General features: G+C 58.1%; 24 protein-coding genes and 1 pseudogene. 15 read left to right on the top strand and 10 right to left on the bottom strand.

Annotated features, from left to right (window positions below; all coding sequences use genetic code 11):
- Positions 1 to 145: 145 nt before the first annotated feature.
- Positions 146 to 832, bottom strand: coding sequence for a hypothetical protein (locus GIB19_RS12720; protein ID WP_446731382.1), 687 nt, complete (start codon positions 830 to 832; stop codon positions 146 to 148).
- A 175-nt stretch (positions 833 to 1,007) separates the two neighbouring features.
- On the opposite strand from GIB19_RS12720, the gene GIB19_RS12715 reads away from it, so the two are divergent.
- The 4 genes from GIB19_RS12715 to GIB19_RS12700 all read left to right on the top strand — a co-directional run bounded on the left by GIB19_RS12715 (position 1,008) and on the right by GIB19_RS12700 (position 5,911).
- Positions 1,008 to 1,832: an AraC family transcriptional regulator gene (locus GIB19_RS12715; RefSeq protein WP_274886284.1), complete on the top strand. Its 825-nt coding sequence runs from the start codon at positions 1,008 to 1,010 to the stop codon at positions 1,830 to 1,832.
- Positions 1,833 to 1,904: 72 nt separating this feature from the next.
- On the top strand, positions 1,905 to 2,279 hold the full coding sequence (locus tag GIB19_RS12710; RefSeq protein ID WP_027596163.1) for a cupin domain-containing protein: 375 nt from the start codon (positions 1,905 to 1,907) through the stop codon (positions 2,277 to 2,279).
- Positions 2,280 to 2,463: 184 nt separating this feature from the next.
- Positions 2,464 to 3,627, top strand: a complete 1,164-nt coding sequence (locus GIB19_RS12705) for an AAA family ATPase (protein ID WP_274886283.1) — start codon at positions 2,464 to 2,466, stop codon at positions 3,625 to 3,627.
- A 238-nt stretch (positions 3,628 to 3,865) separates the two neighbouring features.
- Positions 3,866 to 5,911 carry a TonB-dependent receptor domain-containing protein gene (locus tag GIB19_RS12700; RefSeq protein ID WP_099428895.1) on the top strand — a complete coding sequence of 682 codons (2,046 nt, stop codon included), beginning with the start codon at positions 3,866 to 3,868 and terminating at the stop codon, positions 5,909 to 5,911.
- A gap of 72 nt (positions 5,912 to 5,983) precedes the next feature.
- Here the strand turns inward: GIB19_RS12700 and GIB19_RS12695 are convergent, their stop codons facing one another.
- Positions 5,984 to 8,149 carry a methyl-accepting chemotaxis protein gene (locus GIB19_RS12695; RefSeq protein WP_274886281.1) on the bottom strand — a complete coding sequence of 722 codons (2,166 nt, stop codon included), beginning with the start codon at positions 8,147 to 8,149 and terminating at the stop codon, positions 5,984 to 5,986.
- A gap of 1,250 nt (positions 8,150 to 9,399) precedes the next feature.
- On the opposite strand from GIB19_RS12695, the gene GIB19_RS12690 reads away from it, so the two are divergent.
- Positions 9,400 to 9,642 carry a hypothetical protein gene (locus tag GIB19_RS12690; RefSeq protein WP_099428893.1) on the top strand — a complete coding sequence of 81 codons (243 nt, stop codon included), beginning with the start codon at positions 9,400 to 9,402 and terminating at the stop codon, positions 9,640 to 9,642.
- Between the two features lie 14 nt (positions 9,643 to 9,656).
- A complete protein-coding gene (locus GIB19_RS12685; protein WP_027596157.1) occupies positions 9,657 to 9,926 on the top strand; it encodes a DUF3077 domain-containing protein in 270 nt (89 codons plus the stop codon).
- 845 nt (positions 9,927 to 10,771) lie between these two features.
- Here GIB19_RS12685 and trbK read toward each other — a convergent pair.
- Complete coding sequence (gene trbK, locus GIB19_RS12680; protein ID WP_274886279.1) at positions 10,772 to 10,990, bottom strand: entry exclusion lipoprotein TrbK; 219 nt, start codon at positions 10,988 to 10,990, stop codon at positions 10,772 to 10,774.
- Between the two features lie 263 nt (positions 10,991 to 11,253).
- On the opposite strand from trbK, the gene GIB19_RS12675 reads away from it, so the two are divergent.
- The 3 genes from GIB19_RS12675 (at position 11,254) to GIB19_RS12665 (ending at position 13,819) form a co-directional block, all read left to right on the top strand.
- Positions 11,254 to 11,958, top strand: a complete 705-nt coding sequence (locus GIB19_RS12675; protein WP_274886278.1) for an endonuclease NucS domain-containing protein — start codon at positions 11,254 to 11,256, stop codon at positions 11,956 to 11,958.
- A gap of 359 nt (positions 11,959 to 12,317) precedes the next feature.
- Complete coding sequence (locus GIB19_RS12670; protein ID WP_274886277.1) at positions 12,318 to 12,560, top strand: hypothetical protein; 243 nt, start codon at positions 12,318 to 12,320, stop codon at positions 12,558 to 12,560.
- Positions 12,561 to 13,351: 791 nt separating this feature from the next.
- Positions 13,352 to 13,819: a hypothetical protein gene (locus tag GIB19_RS12665; protein ID WP_274886276.1), complete on the top strand. Its 468-nt coding sequence runs from the start codon at positions 13,352 to 13,354 to the stop codon at positions 13,817 to 13,819.
- Positions 13,820 to 13,879: 60 nt separating this feature from the next.
- On the opposite strand, the gene GIB19_RS12660 is transcribed toward GIB19_RS12665, so the two are convergent.
- Entirely contained in the window at positions 13,880 to 14,779 is a 900-nt protein-coding gene (locus GIB19_RS12660) for a hypothetical protein (RefSeq protein WP_143491529.1), read from the bottom strand.
- A 206-nt stretch (positions 14,780 to 14,985) separates the two neighbouring features.
- On the opposite strand from GIB19_RS12660, the gene GIB19_RS12655 reads away from it, so the two are divergent.
- Positions 14,986 to 15,285, top strand: a complete 300-nt coding sequence (locus GIB19_RS12655) for a hypothetical protein (protein WP_274886274.1) — start codon at positions 14,986 to 14,988, stop codon at positions 15,283 to 15,285.
- A 177-nt stretch (positions 15,286 to 15,462) separates the two neighbouring features.
- The gene (locus GIB19_RS12650) at positions 15,463 to 15,693 is read left to right on the top strand and encodes a hypothetical protein (protein WP_274886273.1); all 231 of its coding nucleotides are present in this window, start codon (positions 15,463 to 15,465) and stop codon (positions 15,691 to 15,693) included.
- A 450-nt stretch (positions 15,694 to 16,143) separates the two neighbouring features.
- Here GIB19_RS12650 and GIB19_RS12640 read toward each other — a convergent pair whose 3' ends face one another.
- A complete protein-coding gene (locus GIB19_RS12640) occupies positions 16,144 to 16,815 on the bottom strand; it encodes a hypothetical protein (protein ID WP_274886272.1) in 672 nt (223 codons plus the stop codon).
- Positions 16,816 to 17,059: 244 nt separating this feature from the next.
- On the opposite strand from GIB19_RS12640, the gene GIB19_RS12635 reads away from it, so the two are divergent.
- Positions 17,060 to 17,365 carry a hypothetical protein gene (locus tag GIB19_RS12635; protein WP_274886271.1) on the top strand — a complete coding sequence of 102 codons (306 nt, stop codon included), beginning with the start codon at positions 17,060 to 17,062 and terminating at the stop codon, positions 17,363 to 17,365.
- Here the strand turns inward: GIB19_RS12635 and GIB19_RS12630 are convergent.
- Positions 17,356 to 17,691 (bottom strand): hypothetical protein, encoded by a 336-nt coding sequence (locus tag GIB19_RS12630; protein ID WP_274886270.1) that lies wholly within the window; start codon positions 17,689 to 17,691, stop codon positions 17,356 to 17,358. The two genes, GIB19_RS12635 and GIB19_RS12630, sit on opposite strands and share 10 nt — an antisense overlap.
- A 214-nt stretch (positions 17,692 to 17,905) precedes the next feature.
- Positions 17,906 to 18,184, bottom strand: a complete 279-nt coding sequence (locus GIB19_RS12625; protein ID WP_274886269.1) for a hypothetical protein — start codon at positions 18,182 to 18,184, stop codon at positions 17,906 to 17,908.
- Positions 18,185 to 18,354: 170 nt separating this feature from the next.
- Here GIB19_RS12625 and GIB19_RS12620 point away from each other — a divergent pair, with 170 nt between their 5' ends.
- Together GIB19_RS12620 and GIB19_RS12615 are read left to right on the top strand one after the other, a co-directional pair.
- Entirely contained in the window at positions 18,355 to 18,600 is a 246-nt protein-coding gene (locus GIB19_RS12620; protein WP_274886268.1) for a hypothetical protein, read from the top strand.
- Entirely contained in the window at positions 18,597 to 19,322 is a 726-nt protein-coding gene (locus GIB19_RS12615; RefSeq protein ID WP_274886267.1) for a hypothetical protein, read from the top strand. Before GIB19_RS12620 ends, GIB19_RS12615 begins: the two co-directional genes overlap by 4 nt.
- 48 nt (positions 19,323 to 19,370) lie before the next feature.
- On the opposite strand, the gene GIB19_RS12610 is transcribed toward GIB19_RS12615, so the two are convergent.
- On the bottom strand, positions 19,371 to 19,595 hold the full coding sequence (locus GIB19_RS12610) for a hypothetical protein (RefSeq protein ID WP_110160040.1): 225 nt from the start codon (positions 19,593 to 19,595) through the stop codon (positions 19,371 to 19,373).
- A 148-nt stretch (positions 19,596 to 19,743) separates the two neighbouring features.
- Positions 19,744 to 20,001, bottom strand: coding sequence for a hypothetical protein (locus GIB19_RS12605; RefSeq protein ID WP_155412668.1), 258 nt, complete (start codon positions 19,999 to 20,001; stop codon positions 19,744 to 19,746).
- A gap of 55 nt (positions 20,002 to 20,056) precedes the next feature.
- Here GIB19_RS12605 and GIB19_RS12600 point away from each other — a divergent pair.
- Positions 20,057 to 20,979, top strand: a pseudogene (locus GIB19_RS12600) (DNA cytosine methyltransferase).
- Between the two features lie 5 nt (positions 20,980 to 20,984).
- On the opposite strand, the gene GIB19_RS12595 reads toward GIB19_RS12600, so the two are convergent.
- The gene (locus GIB19_RS12595) at positions 20,985 to 21,371 is read right to left on the bottom strand and encodes a hypothetical protein (protein WP_274886266.1); all 387 of its coding nucleotides are present in this window, start codon (positions 21,369 to 21,371) and stop codon (positions 20,985 to 20,987) included.
- Positions 21,372 to 21,401 lie beyond the last annotated feature (30 nt).

The raw sequence follows: 21,401 nt of genomic DNA, 5'->3' as shown, positions 1-21,401 counted from the left end.
TTGCTTCTGGTCGTCTTTGCGCTCAGTCATCGTGCTGCCCTCTGGTTGATGTTCATTAGGCACCCCTGCAGTTGGGCAGTTCAAATGTAGGGGCGCAGCACCACGGCGGTGGGTTGCCCCTACATACCGATAAAAACGCATTACCTCATGGCCGCATCAAAGGCTCGATACCGATCCATTTCTTCACAGGTTGGTAGCAGAGTTTGATCGGTGGAATCGGCAGTTTCTGGCCTTGAACCTCCAGCGCGCCCAGGTGGATGGTCCACTTGGAATTGGCATCGAACTTGTCGGTCTGGAAAACCACATAGGCGGAGCCGTACCGTTTGTTGTTGGTGATCTTGGGGATGTTGCGGTGTACTTCGTCGCTGTTGATGTCGTAGGGCGATGGGCGCGCGGTGGTTGGGTAAACGAGCGGATAGTCGTAGGTTTTGTCGATGCCTAGGTACACCTCGGGCCGCGCCTGCAGGCGTGAGCCATCTTCGAAGGTGATAGAGGCCTGGCGGCTGTCGTAGAGGATCGGGATCGGCGGCTCGCCGCGGGTGGAGCTGGACGACGGACGCTGGCGGTTTTTGTTGTAGGCGATCAGTTGCACATAGAATTCACGCCGCGCGTACTTCTCGCCGGGGTACTCGACGTGCAGGACTTGCTCGATTGGCCGGTCGCTCCAGTGGGCGGCGTGGTCGTAGAGGTAGGTTTCCAGGTAGAGGGTAGTCTCCCCCTGCGGGCCTGGCACTTTGAATTGAAATTCGGATTGGCAAAGGTCTGCGTAGGCGGGGCGCTCGCGCTTCCAGGGGACGCAGGCGGCGAGTGTGGCCGCTGCCAGCAATACCATAAGCGATTGGGTGCATTTCACGTTGGACATACCCCTCCTTGGTTCGCGTTTTCTGTACGCTAGGACCCCCGATCTGGCTTAGGGGTTCAGGCCTCTGACCTGAGCGCAGCTTTAATCAGAAGGCAATCGTTTTCAAGTGACACTCATGCAGGGAACCCGGCAGGAAAGCCCCTCGATGGAACGTAAAACAGCCCACGCAGCCACCTCCGACTGGGTCATACGCAGCGCTCAACCCGGCAGCGTAGAGCGGATCGAAGCATGGTTCGGTAGCCATGGCTACGATCCGCATCGTCACGACACCTATTCGATCGGCCGCACCCTCGCCGGCGTGCAGAGCTTTCACTACAAGGGGGCACTGTGCCACGGCGTACCCGGTAATACGCTGGTCCTGCACCCTGACGAAGTGCATGACGGCATGGCCGGCACGGATGCGGGCTTTCGCTACCGCATGGCCTACATCGACCCGGCGCTGATCCAAAACGTGCTCAGCGGTGAGCCGTTACCCTTCATTGCTGGCGGGCTGTCCAGCGACCCGCGCCTGTACTGCGCCAGTGAAGCCTTCGTGCAGGCACTGGACCACCCCCTGGAAACACTGGAAGAGCAGGACGCCGTCTATGACTTGGCCATGGCCTTGCGTGCAGTCGGCGGCAAGCCACGCGGTCGCAAACGCCTGGACTACCGCTCGGCCGAGCGCGCCCGGGCATTCATCATGGAGCACCTGCACCTGGGCATCACCCTGGAAATGCTCGAACAGGCCAGCGGGCGCGAGCAGTGGAGCTTGTCACGGGACTTCCGCGCCCTTTACGGCACCAGCCCCTACCGCTTTGTCACGCTGCGGCGCCTGGACACTGTTCGGCGGCTGATGCTGGATGGCTTCACGCTGGTCGATGCAGCCCTGGCTGCAGGCTTTCACGATCAAAGCCACATGACCCGGCACTTCACCCGCAGCTATGGCGTGTCGCCGTTGCGCTGGCTGGAACGGCTGCGGCCTACGCGCTGACTTGCAGGATCGTACAAGCGCCGCGCGCTTTGGGTTCGATAGGCTGACTACCTCAACTACAGAGAATCCGTCATGTCCGACACCAACTTGCAACCTGTAAACCTGGCCCAAAAGGCTTCGCTGATCGATCGACAGTGGAGCCCGAGAGTGGTCGCCGAAATGAACGACTACCAGTTCAAGGTCGTGCGAATCGAGGGTGAATTCATCTGGCACTCGCACCCTGAGACCGACGAAGCGTTTCTTGTGCTTGAAGGCACGTTGCGCATCGACCTGCCCGAGGGCTGCGTCTATGTGAACCCGGGCGAACTGTATGTGGTGCCACGTGGGGTGGAGCACAGGACAGCGGCCCAGGGGGAGGCGAAACTGATGATGATCGAGCCACGCGGCGTGCTGAATACCGGCCATGAAGGGGGTGAGCGCACAGCCTTGAACGACGTGTGGATCTGAGTCGGCGCTGCTTCAGGGCGGCATTACGGCAGAATAACAGGCCCAACGCCGCCCCCTGTAGGAGCGGCCTTGTGCCGCGAAAGGGCCGCATAGCGGCCCCAGCGATCCAAGCAAAGGCCCGAGGTAGTAAGGCCGCTCCAGTTCCGCCACAATCGGCTACTCAGTTCAAGCTGGGACGCCCCACATGCTCACCACCCTCGCCATCGGCAACTACCGCTCGATCAACCACCTTGTGTTGCCATTGGGCCAACTCAATTTGGTGACCGGTGCCAACGGCAGCGGCAAATCCAACCTGTACAAAGCCCTGCGCCTGCTCGCCGAAACCGCCCAGGGCGGCGTGATCGAAGCGCTGGCTCGCGAAGGCGGGCTGGATTCGACCTGGTGGGCGGGGCCTGAGATGAGCGCACGCATGAAGCGCGGTGAAGTGCCCATCCAAGGCCAGCACCCGAGCGACGCCAAACGCCTGCGGCTCGGCTTCGCCACCGAGGATTTCGGCTTTGCCATCTCACTCGGCCTGCCGATTCCCCTGCCCTATCCCAGCGCATTCATGCTCGACCCCGAGATCAAAACCGAAGCCATCTGGGCCGCCGGCGCGTACCGGCCATCGTCCTTGCTGGTTGAACGTAAAAACGCGATGGTTCGTGCCCGGGAGGGAAACAGTTGGACGGTACTCGATCAACATGCCGACAGCTGTGAGAGCTTTTTCAACATCGTTGGCCGGCCACGTCAGGCACCCGAGATCGGGGAGTTGCGGGCGTTCATCAACAGCTGGCGGTTCTACGATCACTTCCGTATCGACCGTGACGCGCCTTGCCGTCAACCACAGCTCGGGACTCGCTCGCCGGTTCTGCATCACGATGGGCGCAACCTTGCCTCGGCATTGCAGACCATCATCGAGATTGGTGAGGTTGAGGACCTCGTAGCGGCACTGGATGACGCGTTTCCTGGGAGTCGCCTGGCGATTGATTCACCGCCTGGTGGGCTGTTCAGCGTACAGCTCCATCAGCACGGGCTTTTGCGCCCGCTGGGGGGTGCTGAATTGTCGGATGGGACCCTGCGTTATCTGCTGTTGATGGCAGCACTGCTGACGCCACGGCCGCCGTCGTTGATGGTGCTGAACGAGCCGGAAACCAGCTTGCATGCTGACCTGCTTCCTGCGCTAGCGCGGTTGATCATTCGCGCTTCGCGTCGTAGCCAAGTTTGGGTCGTATCCCACAGCGCCCCGTTGATCGAGGCGCTGTCGGCCTGTGACGGCTGCAATGTGCTGGAGCTGGAGAAGATACAGGGGCAAACGCAGCTGCGCGGTGTTGGGCTGTTAGATGAGCCGCTGTGGCGCTGGGTGGATTGATCGCGACCTGAATGCTCTTTCGGGACTGTCAGATTCTTGGTGTGCAGGCCGGTAACGGCCTGCCGTCAGGTAGCCGTGGCTGTAAGCCTGGAATGCCCCTTCGCTGGGTCAATTTTTTGTAAATTTTCAGTAAATTATTTTTAACATTTTCTTTTAAACAATTCTCATTTGCGTTAGTGTCCTGCCCCGATTGCATTCTGCCCCTGGAATCCAACCGCTCGACAAGGACTGTTTCACGATGCCATGCCCACCTTTTTCCCGTGCCCTGCTCACCGTCGCGCTGCTCACCGCGACAGCCGTCCAGGCCGAGGAAGCCCATGAGCTTGAACCGCTCCCCGCCACAGAACTGGAAGCTTCGTTCGTCACCGCCACGGGCGGCGGCACTGATGTGCGCGACGCGCCGGCCAGTGTCAGCGTCATTACCCGGGAAGAAATCGAGCGACAGCCGGTCTACGACCTGAACACCCTGCTACGCCGCATACCCGGCGTCACCGGGGGCTACGGCCCGGTGGGCGAGCAGTCGAAAATCAAGCTGCGCGGCCTCGACGACAAATACACCTTGATCCTGGTGGACGGTAAACGCGTCGGCAGTTCCGCCGACACGAATTACCGCCGTGATCTGGGTCGCCAGGACATCAACTGGATCTCGCCGAACATGATTGAGCGAATCGAGATCGTGCGCGGGCCGATGTCATCGTTGTATGGGTCAGACGCCATGGGCGGCGTGATCAATATCATCACCCGTAAAGTGTCCCGTGAGTGGAGCGGCTCGCTCAACGTCAACACCACGATCCCGGAAGACTCCGACCGTGGTCAGACCAACCAGACCAGCATTAACCTTTCTGGCCCTGTCACCGACTCCCTGGGGCTGCGCCTGGGCGCCAACCTGACTCGGCGCGCTGCCGACGAAGCCGCGCCACGCCTCGATGCACTGGGTGACTTCGTTTACAACGACGGCGCCGGCGGTGCCAAAGACCACAGCGTCAACGCGTTGCTTAATTGGCAGATCAACGAAAACCATGAGTTGTCCTTCGAAGCGATCCAAGGCGTCGAGCGCTCGTGGTCGTCGAAGAAAACCTACGGCGACTGGGGTGACACGGTAGGTGAAGCCTTCGGTGCCGGACGCCTCACCCGTGATAGCTTCGTAGTCTCCCACCACGGCGACTGGGGCTTTGGCACCTCGCGTATCGACGCTTACCTGAACAAGTTCAACAACGACCTCAGCGAGGGCAAGGCTAACTCGGAAGAAAAAATCGTCGAGGGTAGCCTTAACATCCCGTTTGACCTGTTGGTAAACCAGCGCCTCACCGTTGGCGGCCAGTGGAAGCGTGAGCAACTGACCAACACCGACACGCTGGGCACCGTACCCGTTGATTACCAAGGGGCAGCGGTGGGCGGCGCGGACCTTGAGGGCGACTACTCTGCGCTGTTCGTCGAGGACGAGCTGTTTCTGCTCGATAACCTATCGCTGACGTTGGGGAACCGCTTCGACCACAGCGACGAATACGGCAACCATAACAGCCCACGTGCTTACCTGGTCTATCACCCTCACCCTGACTGGACGGTGCGCGGTGGCGTGTCACGAGGTTTCCGTGCCCCCAGCCTGAAAGAAGGCAGTGCTGGCGCGGCGACCAACTCGGGCGGTCGCGGTTGTACATCGCTACGCCCGCTGGGTTACGTCACCGGCAGTTGCTGGATGGCCGGCAACCCGAACCTGCGCCCAGAAATCAGCACCAACAAGGAGATTGGCGTCTCCTTCGACCGCGACGGTTGGGAGGCCAGCCTCACTTACTTCCACACCGACTTCGAGGACAAAATCGAGTACGCGCCGCTGGGGTATTTCCAGGGCCGTTGGTGGACCATGCTTGAAAATGCTGAGGAAGCCCGCACCCGCGGCTGGGAAGGCAGCACCAAAGTGCCGTTGTGGGAAAATGCCAGCTGGCGCACCAACGCTACCTACATGCTCGAAAGCCGCAACCTGTCGACCGGTGAAGACCTGATCAGCTCGCCGAAACTGTCGTTGTTCAGCGCCATCGACTGGCAGATCACCGAACGGATCGGCACAGAATTGTCAGCTCAGCACGTGGGCAAGCAACGCGGCCTGGGCACCGACTTCGTCAAGTCGTACACCACGTACGATCTGACCGCCAACTGGTCAGCCACCCGCTGGCTGACCCTGAACGTCGGCGTGCAGAACCTGCTGGATGAAGATCCACGTGATGACTCGACCAGCTTTTACGTACCCGGTCGGGCGTACTTTGCCGGGGTAACTACCTACTTCTAATTGGCAGCGGACAACCCAGAATTCGCACTTTTACGCGAATTCTGGGTGACTTGTGTGAGGCGCCGTCGGCGCTCAAGCAGCAGCGACCCGTTCGCCATCACCGCTGACCTCGAACTGCCCCACCAGCTTCTGTAGCTTGCCGGCATCCACCTTTACCTTCTGCGCGCTGTTTTGCAGCACCACTGCGGTTTGGCGCATCTCGCTGGAGGAGTGGTTAACCTGCTCGATGGTCTTGCCGTACTCGATGCTGCGGCGGTTGAGCTGCTGGATGATGGCGAACATGCCCTCCACCGCCTGATGAAGTTGCACGTTCTCCGACGATGCATCCTCGGCCAGGCGCAAACTATCATCGACGTTCTGCACGCCCTCCTCCATAAAACTCACCGCTAGCTGCGTTTCGTTCTGCAGGCCTTCAACCATGTGCCGGATATCGTCGGCCGCCCGTGCGGTGCGGGCCGCCAGGCTGCGCACTTCATCGGCCACCACCGCAAACCCACGACCATGCTCGCCCGCCCGTGCCGCCTCAATGGCGGCATTCAGCGCCAGTAGGTTGGTCTGGTTGGTGATGTCGCTGATCAGCCCGGTGATATTGCCAATCTGCGCCATGCGGCTGTCGAGCAGCTGCACACTGGAGGCCGAGCGGGCCACCACATCGCGAATCGATTGGGTGCCAGCCTGCACAGCCAGGTACTGCTCGCGGGCGCGGCTGACCACCTCGTCCATGGCCTGCTTCATCTGTTCGGCGCTGACCGACGCCTGCTGCAGCTCACCGAGCTGCTCCTCCATGATGATCATCATCTGATGCACCGCATCGGCCACCTCGACAGAGCTCACGCTCGCTTCCTGGCTGCGCCCGAGCATCATCTGGTTGGTGCTGCCAACCGTGCGGCTGGCCTTGACCACCTGCCCCACCACGGCATCCAGGCGGTCGATGAAACTGTTGATCCAGCGCGCCATGTCGCCACTCTCGTCATTGGCCAGGGCGCCCGTGTCCAGGCGCTGGCGCAGGTTGCCCTCACCCTCAGCGATGGTACGCAGCACACCACTCATGCCGTTCAACCTGGCCGCCAGGCGCCTGGGCCCGAGCACGCCGAACAGCAGCGTAGCGCCGACCATGCTAAGGGCCTGGATGGCGTCGTTCACGCCCTGTGGCAATCCGGCGTAATGCTGCACCAAGTAATTACAGCCGAACAGCCCAACCATGCTCGCCACGTAGGGTTTCATCAACCCGTAGCTCAGCGAACGGCGGCGGTAGACCTCCTCCAAGTCTGCCTCGCACATCATGCCCCAGCGGTCGGGCGACCCTGGTAACTGGAAGGTCACGCCCTTGCCGACCACCGGCACATGGCGGTAGTCCGAATAACCCGGGTACGTCACGAACAGGTTGGCGCCACGCCGGATGGTTTCGCGCACGCCGGGGTGCAGCTCACGCGTGGCGGGGTCGGTGAAGCGCAGCTCCAACTCGGTATGGCGCTGCACCTGCACAGTGCTCCAGGGCGTGCGCACGCCGCTCTTGAGGTTTTCACCATGGGTAAACGTCCCGTCTTCGAAGCGCGAACGGGACAAGGCGGTGCCTGGCTGCACAGTCGGGTCGAAGCGTGACTGCACCATGAACAGGTAATTGTCGCCCGACTCGGCATAGATATGCCCGGCCTCGCGTTGGATCAGGTCGCCCAGCACATCATTGGGGACCCGACCACACAGGCAGCCAAGGACTTTGCCCGCGTGCCTGATCGGTTGGTAGAACATCAGCGTCACCTCATCGTGAAAACGCGACGAGGATGGGCCGATCTGCAAGGTCATCGGGTCGCTGTAGGGCCCGTGAAGAAACGGCGCTTTCAAACCATGGGCCAACGCCGCGAGCTGCTCGATCTGCGTGCTGCCACGCTTTGGCCAAGTGGATACCCTGACGTTGCCCGTGCAGTCGATCACACTCAGTTCGGAAAAGTCTTCGGCCTGTGCCAGCTTGTCGAGTAATGCCGAAGGCTGCACATGAGCGAAGTCTGCTGCCAGGCATTCCGCCAACTCTGCCAGGTGATCCCATTGTTCGCACGCCCAGTTGTGCAGCAACTGCACCCGCGTTTGGGCAATGGCTTCGAATGTCTGCTCGATTTCTCCATAGTTCGAACGATTGAGGCGGCACGCCCACCCCATGCTGAACTTGCCGGCTTTGCCGAACCAGGGCAGCCAGCCCCGCTCGCTCGATGACAACTGCATGGAACTACTTGAAAGCGACATTAAGTTCACCATAAGCGACACAGATGCCAAAATGCCAGCAACTTCTACGCCAACTGTAATCCAAGCGTATTGAGGGGTAGTAGCTAGCACTGGACGCTTACTGATGGTGCATAAAGGCTGTTACTTCAGGCCACTTTGCACCCTGAAGGGGCGCGGGGAGAATGAAGCGATCGTTGTGGGAGCAACTGTCTTGTGGTGCTTGTGCCGGCCTCATCGCTGGCAAGCCAGCTCCCACAGGTGCGGCGCTAGCCTTTGAGGCTACACAGTTCGGGTGGGAGCGGCCTTGTGCCGCGATGGGCCGCAAAGCGGCCCCACTACAGGCGATGAATAACTTAAGTGAACAGCATTACGCACTAGGCGGGCTCTAACGACTATTGAGGTGTACGTTAGGAAGGCTGGAATCTCATGTTGCAGGCATGGCACAGCCAGGTACGACGCCACTCTTCGTACTGATCATATTGCACAACGTTGTGCCGCCAGTGTCGCACAAATCCGATCACACCGATGGTGATGAACGTCACACCAATGAAGAACCTGGTCCAGTCCACTTCCCAGGACAATTTTAGCCCATCGTAAAGGATGATGCCCCCCACCACTGTAAGCACCATCGGGCCACGCAGACGTTTAGCGCCTGGAGGTGCGACGCTAGCGCTCAAGTTAGTCTGCTGGCGCCCGGTCGTTTCAACAGTTACACGCGGCCCGAATCCTGAGTGCGCCTCATGAGTGGCTTGGAAATGAGAGGTTCCGGCGGCATGAATGACAGAAAGAAGCTGTACGTTTTGACCCTGACAGTGTGGGCAGGTGATGGCATTTTGACTTACCACAAATTCAGTCCTTTGAGATAGTAGAGGCGCGAATTTTAAACTAATTATGAATATCCGTGCACTCACATGGCGTTACGTTTCCCTGTGCGGTGAGCGCGATACATGTAGTTACGCCTAACCGCTGAAAAATCAGATTTAGCCCCTTTCTTGTAGGGCATTTCCCAAAGATACTCGCGACGCCTGTTTTTCGTTGCGCACGCAAAACGTGAGTCATAGTCTCGGCCTGTCGCTGCTAATCGGCGATACGGTTTTGACAGACCGTGGGTCACTGAGTGCATGTGCAATGCCAGTTATGGCAGCTGTGCGTGGGGCACCTTTGTGTGCGCCGGGACTCTCAGTACCCTCGGTCTGTCAACCCACACACAGCTGCCACCCTTCCGTTTGACAGCGGGTTTGCGGCAGCCCTTGAAGGTACTGAGAGGGTTTATGCTGAAGATAGTCCCCGATCCACCCCACAACTTCCACTCCCTGGAAGACACGCTAATGATGGCTGCGGACTACGCACTCTGTGCCGAAGCCGTCGCCCAGCAGGCGATGATGATGCAACCCAAATCGCCCTCCACCTTGTTGATCATGGCCTCAGTGCATGAACTCGAAGCCCTGCGCAGAATGCTTGAAGTGGCATTGGCACAGCTGCAAATGCCGACGGGTCCGACGAGCCAGCACTGAAGGGAGATCAAACCATGGCCACCGAAGAAACCAAATTCACTGTCGGTAAAACCACCTTCTACCAAGGTGAAAACCAGACCCACCCATTGTTCCGCATCGAACCCGGCATCCCCTGCCAAAGCGCCCGCGAACAAGCCTCGGAACTGATGGGCTATGCCCGCGACCTCTCAATCGACGGCCTGATGGAAGACAAACCCCAACTGCTCTGGGCCTCGCACTACCTCTGCGCCCTGGCCAAGGCCCTGCTCGACGATGCTGAACTTGGAATGATGGCCACCTCTTGATCACAACCCCCTCTAAAGGCCCGACGCTCCCACTGTAGGAGCGGCCTTGCCGGGGCGCCGGGCCGGTCGGAAAGGGCCGCAAAGCGGCCCCAGCGATCCAAGCACAATCGCAGACTTCCCCATTAATGCCGAAAGACGAAATCACATCGGTATCACCCTCGACGAGAGCACGAAGCGCCATCCAGGCCGATACCACCCCGTCGACGGCATCGAGTACGCCGAGATGGCTGAAGCGCTGCCAAAGCCACCGCGCCGCACTAACTTTGACCGTTAGTACGAAGAAGAGTGGAACTGCGATTTCCACGAGTTTTTGGGTATCAACCTGCCTCATCGCGAAAAGCGCAAGCATGAAGGTCAATGGCAATATCGGATGTACCGCACGCGCGATGGCCGCGAATCGGCCTATGACCGGGACGCGGTTGGCGAGTAGTGCCTGACCGCCCCGCTTGCAAAGGCCAGCTACAAGGCCGCGCTGATCAAGCGCAAAGTCGCCTGCCCCTCCGGCGCGGCCCGCCAGCGCCTCAACGCTTATCGTGCAGCTCTGGTGGCCAAGCGCTGAAGAACCCTATGATTCCCGGCATCATTACGTAGATCCAGTGCTTGCCAGGGTATACGCAGATACCGACAGCCCAGATAGCTAGCAACGCTCCGCCCGCTCGCCTCCTACGCTTAGGCGTGAACCACTCCTGAAACGCCTTATGTCTCTCCCGCAACCCCATTACCACGCTCCTTGTTTGGTAAGCGGCGAAGCTTACCACCACGAATTGCGGCGCTCCTCGCCAGCGCCATCCACGCTAACGAAAACGCCGCCTGATGAGGCGGCGCTGACTGACGAAGATCGGACGTTACCAGGTCTTCGGCTCTGACTTCTTGTACGAGCCACCGGTTATGCACTTCTCGACCAAGTCTTCGCGAGCCTCGTTGTCCGGAAGCGTTTTCAGGTAATCGGGCTGGCAGTGCTCTGCAGTGGGCTCGTAGGCGGCAGTGTCGGCGGTGTCTTCTTTGCAGCCGGCCAAGCCAATAGCGAGTGCGGCAACGAAGAGCGGAGCAATGGCTAGTTTCATGAGGGTCCTTCCTGTGAAATGGCCGGGCGTTATAGCAAAGATCCACCCCTCCCGCAAAACGTGACGCAACTCTAGCCCAATCAGAATCGCGCCACCCCGGCGAGGGCGGCGCCCTCAGGGCCAGCATCTAGCGTGGATGAAATACCAGTAGCAGAATCGCATCCTGACATAGCGGCGTTTTGATGTCCTGCTGGGTTACAGCTATCACCCATTTGTCCCTTACAATCGGCCCACGTAATTTACCAGGATCAGGACGAGATCGCATGACAACGCTGGCAGAAGCACTGCGAACCTACATAGAGCAGGCAACCGGTGGCGCTACAAGGCAAGAAATGAAGGAGTACATAGAGCGTGAATTTCCGAAACGATGGAAGCCAACGGCAATCGCTGCTCATTTCTATGCGTGCACCGTTAACAACCCAAAGGCCTACATCCATCACAAGTGGGCTGATCGTTTTTTCTACCGTTCAGAAGATGGTCGCTTCCATCGGTACAATTCTGAGCTCCACGGAGTAAATACCTGGGAGCCCTCTGCTGAGCCTGAGTCGGATGACTTCGAGGCTGCCGACGAAGCCAATATTGAGGAGCTCGTTGAGACCTCCATTAGTCTGGAACGGGACGTCGAAACCCATCTAGTTCGCAGTCTCGACAGCATTGAAAAGGGCCTACGCTTCGTCGATCGCCAGGTAAGCATAGATGTGGGTCGGGTCGACATCCTCGCGGAGGATACTAACGGCCGCCGTGTGATCATCGAGCTGAAAGTTGGCCAGGCAAAAGATGCTGCTGTAGGGCAAATCGCCCGCTATCTGGGCTGGTATGGGCGAAAGGATCGACAACGTCCCCGTGGGATGCTGATCGCTAGCGAGTTCCCTGAAGCCGTCCGCTACGCTGCGGAAGCCATACCGGACTTGTCACTCGTCGAGTACAAGGTGCAATTCGCTTTCAATGCAGTTGCGGTGGAAGTTTGACGCCTCTTGGTGGAGCGAAGGACATCTGAACAACGACCACCAAAGCCACTAGAAGGTTTTGTCATGGCAAAAAAAAGCGTAGGCCCAGCGGTTAAACGGAATCTGTTAGAAGACATAAAGCGCCTGTACCCGCAATTTGCAGACAGGACACCACATTTAGAGTTTTCTAAAGTCGGAGATCTGTGCGAAGGAACCCTGACGTTTTTCGATCCAGGCGTTCGGGAATACCGAGCTCATTTTAGGTACCACCCAAGCAAATCTGAGCATCGACTAGACGTCTATAAATCTTGGTTAGACGACACGCAGCGATGAACTATGTGCATACACGGTCAGCCCTACGATAGCCACTGGAGCACAACGTGCCAGAGCCCACCCTCACCTTCAAATGCCTAGACGTGACTAGGCGAAACGACGGGTTGATCCAGAAATACCACCTGGAAGTGACCGATGACCAAAACGGTCACATCGAGGAAATTTCTGTGGATCCCAGAGTCTTCGCCTCAGCCAAGAGAATGAAGAAAATTCTGTTGGAGAAAGGAATGCTTTACGTGGCCACTAGGGAGGAACATGACCATGTGCTTCTTCAGGTGGTCCACTCCTGAAAATTACAGGTCTGACGTCGTAACCAGCGCTGGACTTTTTAGCCTCAACGATTCAGAGGGCGCCCTTATGCAGGTCACATGCTCAAAATTCGAAGCAGCGTCACGCCAGCTGGATGAGGCAATAGGCTTACTCCTAGTCGATCATGACCCACTGGCGGTTCGTACCTTAGCCGCGGCTGCTTTCGGCCTGTTTGCCGATCTCGTTGAGCATTCGAAGTCGGATGAGTCGTGACGGTCGCGCCTCATCCTAGACTCCGGCCTAGATAAAAAGCAGGCTCTGGCAGTGATACACAATGCTCAGAATTTCTTGAAACACGCGGACAGAGATCCTCACGCGCAACTCTCTTTCGACGAAAGCGAGAACGAAGAACTTCTCTTCATTGCCACCCTGGACTGCGGGGAACTGGGTGGCCCATTGACCACCGCGATGCAGGCGTTTCAGGTGTGGTACCTAGCGCTGAATCCAAGCAAGCTCGGTGAGGATCATGACTTTACACTGAGGGCGAGTTCGGCATTTCAGGATCTGCCAACCAAATCCCGCAAAGAACAGCTCTCTGCCGGTTGGGGTTTTCTCCACCTCATGTTTGAGAAACACGGTAGAGGGTCATTCAAGCCTCGAAATACTCAGCTGTAGCGGCTGATCAGCGCCATACGCAAAAAATCAGCGCAGGGCTAGCTCTACGCCGATAGCTCTAGGCCAGTCGAAATCGAAAAAGCTAGATACTCGGGCCGCAAGCAGCTTCCATTCACGCCTGGCAAATAGCCGACTTCAACAATACCGAGAAAAATAGATGAGCCACACCACAGATTTTTTTAGCGCACTAGGCTCTATGCTTTCGGGGCTAGGAGCCTTTGTAACTGCTGCCGGCGTCTGGTATGCACGTAACCAGTTAAAAACCAGCCGAGATATTGCACAACTTCAATTTGAAGATGACTTAGCAAAAGAATATCGAGAGCTAGCAGCTGAGCTACCCAAAAATGCGTTAATGGGCACAGAAATCTCAAATGGAGAATACGAGGAGTCTTTTGACGGACTGTACAGATACATCGACCTAACCAACGAACAGATATCACTACGTTCACGAGATCGAATTACAAAGGAAACATGGGAAAGCTGGCTAGAAGGGATCCAAGCCAATATGAAACTCCCGGCTTTCGCTCAAGCCTGGGCGGAGATCAAAAATAGCTCTTCGGGGTTCAAAGAGCTTCGTCGTCTCGAGCGCGAAATATACGAAAGCGACCCAAAGGACTGGTCGTAAGAGATCGCGCAGGCACGGATGTAAGGCGCAAAAAGCCCAGCCCGGTGCTGGGCTCTTAGATTACTCGACCAAGCCGGTAACCATTATTTTGACTGGAGTGAGCTTTTTAGCTTTGCCTTTGGGCTCATAGATGACGATCACGTCGGCCCTAAGCTTAAATTTTCCAGCCACATCCTTAGGGTCAATGTCTTCGGCAAGCTCGATAGGGATTCGACGGTCAACAACGCCTGGAATAAGGCCCCCCCATCCAGTGGTTTTGCTATCTAGGTTTGTAGCTCGAATGTGAAGGTCCACATCCGGAAGTCGGTCCTCAATCTGGTCCCTGACGACATCGACGCTTGAAGGCGCCACCTGAACCGTCTCCTTGGGGATGACGATCTGCTCGTTTCCATCGAAAACGACCTGAGATTCTTTGTCTGTACGGGCAGGTGCCATGAATCTCACGCTGTCCTTGGCAAGCGCTTTCTTATCCCGGATAGCTGCGTGAACAACTGCGGTGAATTGCTCCGGAGTCATGTTAACCTCGCCAGCACCGATGTTGATTACCACGTTGTTGTTAGCCTGAATCGTGGCGGCGGCTTCCGGGCTGTTTACGATCTTCGCTGCCGCGAATAGGCCGTACCCTACCATTCCCGCGATTACGGCGGTCAGAAGCGTGTTTCGCACCACGGGATGCTCCTTGAGTTTTTCCCTAATCGAGCCGAGAAATTTCTCCAGCTCCTCCTCATCCTTGAAAAACAGTTTGAGCAGATACTTCGCATCCAAGCTGCCAGAGTGCAACTCTTCGACGAAAACTTCAATGTGGTCAATTTCTGCGCCCGTGAGAGCGGAAAGGACCTGGGGGCTTTGCTTGATGATCCTCTCGAAGGCAAGCAACGAGGTAACCACATCAGCGATGGGAATCTCGTTCTTTGTTGAGAAGTAAATCTCGTGGCTTGCTTCAAGCACCAACCCAGTCATCAACCCAGCTCCATGGTAAAAGGCGGCAGCATGGTAAAGGGTTGCAGACGTCAATGCCACCATTCCGATGGCACCTGATGAGTTGATGCGGATGAATGGTCACCCTGTCCCCCATCCACCCTGGACGGAAAGGCAGTAGCACGCCCGCCCAGCATAGTAGTAGCGTTATGCCTTCAGATTGAAATTCGAGATATCCGGAGGTTCAAGTGAAGATATTCGAAAAAGCTATCCAATTAATTCGAAACGAAAACAAGCGGCCTTGGGCGGAAGTCAACAGCTGGGCACTTGTGCTCATCGGCGGTCCAAGTTTTGTGGTTGGAAGCTATTACGCCGCTGCGGCAGTTAATGTGACACCTGACCTCATACATGCGACGGATCAGGTTGGATTCACCGCTTTAGGGATTGCAGCTTACACCGTCACCGGATTGATGGCAGTAATTGGCTGGCATTTTTTGAGAGTCGCGCAACGTTGCTCCGAACTGCTTTACCAGCGGCATTACAGGTGACGTCTCGCTGCGGCCTGCTTTCTAGCCTACAAAAGCGGGCTGTCCACCCATCCAGCGTGGATGGAACACCAGTATCGCGCCAGCATTTCGCAGTAGTAGCTTTGCACCTCCAATGAACCGCCCCGGTCCGTTGCCGAAACGCCCATGGACTGGGGCACTCAAGACCTAGGAGGTCAGATGCAAACTATAGATCAACGTTTGGCGACGCTTGAGAGCGCAGTCAATACAACGTCAGCGGCGGCCCTCAATGCACTAGCAGCAGTCATCAACGCGGTCACCAAGCTGGATAACGTAGATCGTAAAGCGCTGTGGGAAGACTTGGAGTCTGCCAAGTCGGTCCAGGTGCAGGGCGGGCATCAAGGTAACTACTTAGAAATCCTTGCTATGCTGCAGTCGCGTATTTCCTGATGGTTTGGCTGGCGTAGGATTACTCTTCTGCGCCGGTTCACTTTGCGTCTCCAGTCCAAGTCCCGCCAATGCATTCAAACCATTGTTCAACACTACGGCCTCAAGCTCCATGCGCTTGCCACCTTTTGTATGGCAATTTTCGCGTCCCCGTTACACAAAACAAGGCGCGTCCGGTCGAGCCAGGGCCCGCCGAACACAATGATTTCTAATGGTCTGCCCTACTCCGAAATCTCATCGCCCTTAGCTAGCGCCAACTCGTCCAGAGCGAACATAACCTCGTCAACGAGCCGCCTTGGCAGTGGTAGTGGGTAAGCCTCAAGCCAGTCGGTGATCTCCCTGGCGGATAGACGCAGCGGCTGAACGACATCAGCGCCAACCAGGTAGCGCCGGCCGGGCGCCGCATTGCGGAACGTGTTCAGCAGGCTACCGGTTATGACGTCCAGTTCTGGCTCATCCGGTACGGCAAATGCGCAGTTTCTCGTAGATCAGGCTTCGCTTTTCGGTTCGCTGCCCCCCATTCGCATTCCCACCGGTATCGCTCAAGGGCTTTCCCTTGATCTCGTCTTGCTCCTTCTTTTGTCCGCCGCGATGGATGCGGCTCGTCTGATGCAAGAAAAAGTCGATGTCGCCACGGAGGGTGTCAGTGCAGGCGCGCTCACTTAAAGCCAATTGACTGCCTTTAACCGACCGGCCACTGCCCCAGCACAAGCACCCAGACCCAAGCAGAAGCCGGCCAAGCCTGCTGCGCGCAAGGCCGAAAGACAGCAGGTAACCAAAGCCAGGACCCGCGCAGCGAAGATCGCCGAGTTGGCCAAGACCATGAGTTGCGGTTAGGTTGCGGAGCTCCTTGGGGAAACCAAAGGCGCGCTGTGGGGCGTGGCTGCGCCGGAGGGCCTCAAGTTCTTCTCCCCGCCCAGAGCGGCCCGGCCAACGAAGTCCACGGCTGATCAGGAAAAGGAAGATCGAGCGCTCGCCGATCAGATCATCGCTCTCCGTGACGCCGGCGATTCTCGGACCCGGGTAACAGCGAAGCTGGGGATCGGGAATCGCAAGCTCGAGCGAATCCTGGTGGCATTCAAGATCAACTTCCCGCTTCAGCGGCACCGGGAATAGCCATGCCAAGAGTCAAGCCGGAAAAGATTCACCCTCTGCCCTACTACCACGGGCGTACCACTCGGGCTGCTGGCCGGTGTCGAGCCTACCAGCCTCACCCAGAAATGTCGGTCGATAGCGCCTGGTGGCTCGCGGGCTGGCATGACTGCGATATGGAGTTATCCCATGAACCGAAAAATCCGCCGATCGCTGCAGCTGCACAGGCGGCGTGAGCAGTTCAACCTACCGCCCAGCGGATTGAAGGAGGTGCCGTATGGCGATGACTCAGCAAGAGCGGGACGAGAAACGCCGCGCCAAGGCCGAGCGCCTGCAGGAAGAAGACCTGCGCTTGAAGGTTCGACCAGGGACTAAGCAGGCCCTGCTGGAACTGATGGAGTGGGCCGGGATCGAGGAACAGGGCGAGGCGATGACGCTGATGATTCATCACCTGCATGGCCTGGGCCCGGGCGGCGCGTTGCCGCTACTGGAACCTCCGCGCCACGAAATCACGGTGTCACCGGACGTGGCGCGGAAATTACAACATTTCTGCAATAGGCAGGCCCTTCTTACTCAGGAATGAGTAAGACCTTCGAGAAAGCTGGTATCTAGGCCAGTCCCATGCTCGATTACCCCATCCCATTCAAATTGACTGATGGTGTGAAGAGCGACAGTTTTCAGGATCCGGTCAACGTCATCGTAGCCAGGTACAGGTGGCTTTAACCTGATCCGGCAACAGCAGTCATTTGAGTCGTAAAAGAGGCTTTCAACACGGCGCTGCAGTCCAGCGCCCACTGCGACCACGCAGAAGTTGATCATCTCGGCAAGCTCGTATGCTTTTCCGTGGCGTGTATCTATGACGATCCCGAAGACCGTCATCGAGTCTACTGAAACTTCGCCTTCGTACATCCTTAGCACTCCGTATCGGCCCCATGCCGGTCACCCGTAATACCCCATCCCAACCCAAATTGCCACCATGCCGCCACCAGCACGGAGGGCGGCGCATGCATGGAGAAAGCTATGTTATCAACTGGGGAAGTCGAGCCTCCCCAGGTGAGCGCACAGAGAGAGATTACTTCCAAGCGATCGATGGAATGCAACGCTACGCGTTGCCATCTGGAAATCAGAGTGGTAAGGGCTTGACGCCGGATTTTATGAGCAATACATACGCGATGGGGAGCTGCCCGGTGGTGTTCTGGACCTTCATAAGGGCCAATGCATCGGCCTTTTCTGGCTTTTCAAACATTTCCGCCCATGCCTCCTGCACGATCCGCCAATCGGCTACCGTGACGCGCTCCTTGCCAAACATGCTAACCATTTCCCAGCGCTCGATCCTCGTGATCCCTTCGTGCCATAGCTGATCCAGCTTGTCTTTCAAACGATTCCGGTGACGCTGCTGCATTGCGAAGCCCCTTTATTTATTGGATTCGATCGCAATTATCGAGCTAAAACACCTAATACTCAATATGAACTTAATCTCGCTTATATTTATTTCAGCAGTTTCGGCCCTCCCCAGAAGCCATGCTCTAAAAAAAATCACAACAAATCACGCCTCCCCGGCGAGGATCGCCCATGAACATCTACCGCCACACCTTTACCGCCGCTTGCCCAAGCGATGCGGAGGTGATCGTCTACAACCTGGAGGTTCGCAGCCAGAAGATGATCCGCGTCGAGCACATCAAGACGGCTACCGCGCTGATCAAACAGGGCTGGCACGAGCAGATCGCGGATCATCTGGCCGAGCGCTTTGGCGGCGAACAGGGGATCAAGGCGGTGCACCAGGGCGTCGAGATCGAAACGGTGAGGCTGAGCGGATGATCCATTACCACGGCACGCCCATTGGCGGCACTCGTCAGGATGCAGCGCGGCTGCTGACCGGCCGGCACGCCTTGGTGCCGTTCCCGCGCCAAGACGACATGGGCATAGTCGCCGAGGCCTGTCAGTCTTTCGTCTTCGACAACGGCGCGTTCACCGTCTGGAAGAAAGGAGGCCAGGTCGATGTGCATGGGTACACCCGTTGGGTGGATGACTGGCACCGCCACCCCGGGTTCGACTGGGCCCTGATCCCTGACGTGATCGATGGGGACGAGGACGCCAACGATCGCTTGCTCGATCAATGGCCCGGCCATCTCCCAGGCGCTCCGGTCTGGCACATGCACGAGTCGATCGAGCGCCTACAGCGCTTGGCGCAGACCTGGCGAATGGTTGCCTTGGGAAGTTCCGGACAGTGGCGATCGCCTAGCACCGCAGCGTGGTGGAAGCGTATGGGCTCAGCGATGGATGCCATCTGTGACGACCAGGGCCGGCCTCAATGCCGCCTGCACGGCCTGCGCATGCTTGACCCGGCAATATTCCAGAGCTTGCCCCTGGCCTCAGCGGACAGCACCAACGCAGCGGTAAACGGCGGCAGTGTGAGCCGATTCGGCATGTACACCCCGCCATCGGCCGGGCAGCGCGCCAGCGTGATCGCAGACCGAATCGAGGCTCACAATAGCGCGCCGATCTGGCAGCGAAATTCACAGACGGAAATGGCGTTGTAACCGACGCCTCGCGGGCATTGGTTATTCCCGCATAGCGTCGTTAAGCACTCAACGGATGTCCATCGTGGTCTTCGCAACTACCACATCAGAATCGTCGAACCAGACAACGCACCACTTCGTCTGGTCCATGAAATAGAAGCTCTTTTGTCTTTCGGGCCTACCCATGAGTCCGCGCTTTCCCCAACCTCCAAGCGCTTCTTCGCCAACGATTTCCGTAACCTCATCAAGAGTCATGCCGACCTTGATCATGCTGTCACTCAAGTTGTAACGCACCAGTGTCTCCTTAATCCGGCTCCATGCCGTGCCACACGAATACCCCACTTCAACGAATCACGCTACCCCGCGCTGCCCGCCAGCGCCTCCCCCTATTCAACGATGACACCTCCCCGGAGAGGGCGGCGCCATCGTCGCGGCGATATAGCTATCGAAGCTGCATCCAAGAGGGGTTGTTCTGAAGCGCTTCGTTGCACTCTTCCCAGAATTGAAGAAGAACATCTTTTGCTTCTTCGGGTGTATCAAACAGGCCCGACGGGATCGCGACACCCTTCACCACATGATCAACCTCGATCGAGAACTGTTTTGCGCCAACCGCGCGAATCACGCGGCCTTGAGTCCCACGACCGACGTTGATGAACCCGTCAGCCTTCAGTTCTGCAATGACTTCAACTACATGGACCATCTCTAACCCTCCGTTGGTAAGTGGTGGCACTTTAGCATGCACTTGAGATTTTCCCATGCCCACCGCAATCGACCTGTTCGCCGGCCTCGGCGGATGGAGTACCGGCGCGCGCGCCGCAGGCGTCCAGGTTCTCTGGGCGGCAAACCACTGGCCGGTGGCAGTTAAATGGCACAGCGCTAACCACCCCGATACTCAGCACGTCTGCCAGGACCTGCACCAGGCGCGCTGGGAGCAGGTACCGGCGCACGACATCCTGCTCGCCTCCCCCTGCTGCCAGGGCCACGCCAAGGCCCGCCGGAAGAAGTCGGGAAACCCTGAACACGACGCTTCGCGCTCGACGGCCTGGGCGCCGGTATCGGCCCTGGAGTTCCACCGGCCACAAGCGGCGGTGATCGAGAACGTTCCGGAGTTCACCGACTGGGTTCTCTACCCGGCCTGGCTGCAGGCCGTACAAGCGCTGGGATATCAGGCTGCGCCACACATCGTGGACTGCGCTGACCTCGGCGTGCCGCAGCACCGGGTGCGGCTGTTCATGGTGCTGACGCGCAGCAAGGCGCCACTGATGCTGCACCTGCCGCGCGATCACCACGTGCCGGCCGCCAGCTTTCTCGACTTCGACGGCGGGCGGTGGTCTCCCATCGAGAAGCCTGGACGGGCCCAGGCCACCCTCGACCGGGTGCGTAACGGTCGCCAGCGCTTCGGCGACCGTTTCATCATGCCATACTACGGCAAGGGCTCCGGCACCACCGGCCCGACATTAACCGGCCGATCGGCACTATCACCACGCTTGACCGTTGGGCCCTGGTCGATGGCGACAACATGCGGATGCTCAGCGCCAGCGAGGCCCTGGCCGCCATGTCGTTCCCAGCCGACACCCTGCGGCCGGACAACCACCGGCTGACCATGCACATGGCTGGCAACGCCGTGCCGCCGCTAGCTGGTCAGCGGGTGATCGAAGCCCTGATGAAAGCCGCCTGAGCCCTTCACATCGCCAGCAGGTTGTTGATGATCACGTCCCCATACCCCCACACAATCGTGCCGACAACGATGAGCACGAAGGACATTTTATTGGCCACATCTAGACGAACCTTGAACTGATCCAGGACTGCGCATCCATCATCGTCACCCCAAGTACCCGGGACATGCAGCCTGGCCACGAGAACCTTGATAAGGGCTGCGGCGAACATTGAGAACACGGTTGTGATGGCGCCGCTGCGCTGGAACCAGACGCCCAGTGGCTCACCGATTGGACGGGCAGCCTCGAGGAAAGACAGGGCAGGTACCGCTACAGCGATCAGCAGCAAAGCTGTCACCCCGGTGTAGTCGAGCCATGCCTGCTTTCGAAATTTTGCTTGTCGCTGCAGATCCATTTTCCCTCTCCCATCAACCGTCAGCAGAGC

It is taken from the genome of Pseudomonas sp. ITEM 17296 (assembly GCF_028895205.1).
Classification (GTDB): Bacteria; Pseudomonadota; Gammaproteobacteria; order Pseudomonadales; family Pseudomonadaceae; genus Aquipseudomonas; species Aquipseudomonas kermanshahensis.
Note: the sequence above shows the minus strand (reverse complement) of the source record. Positions and strands in the feature narration are given on the sequence as shown.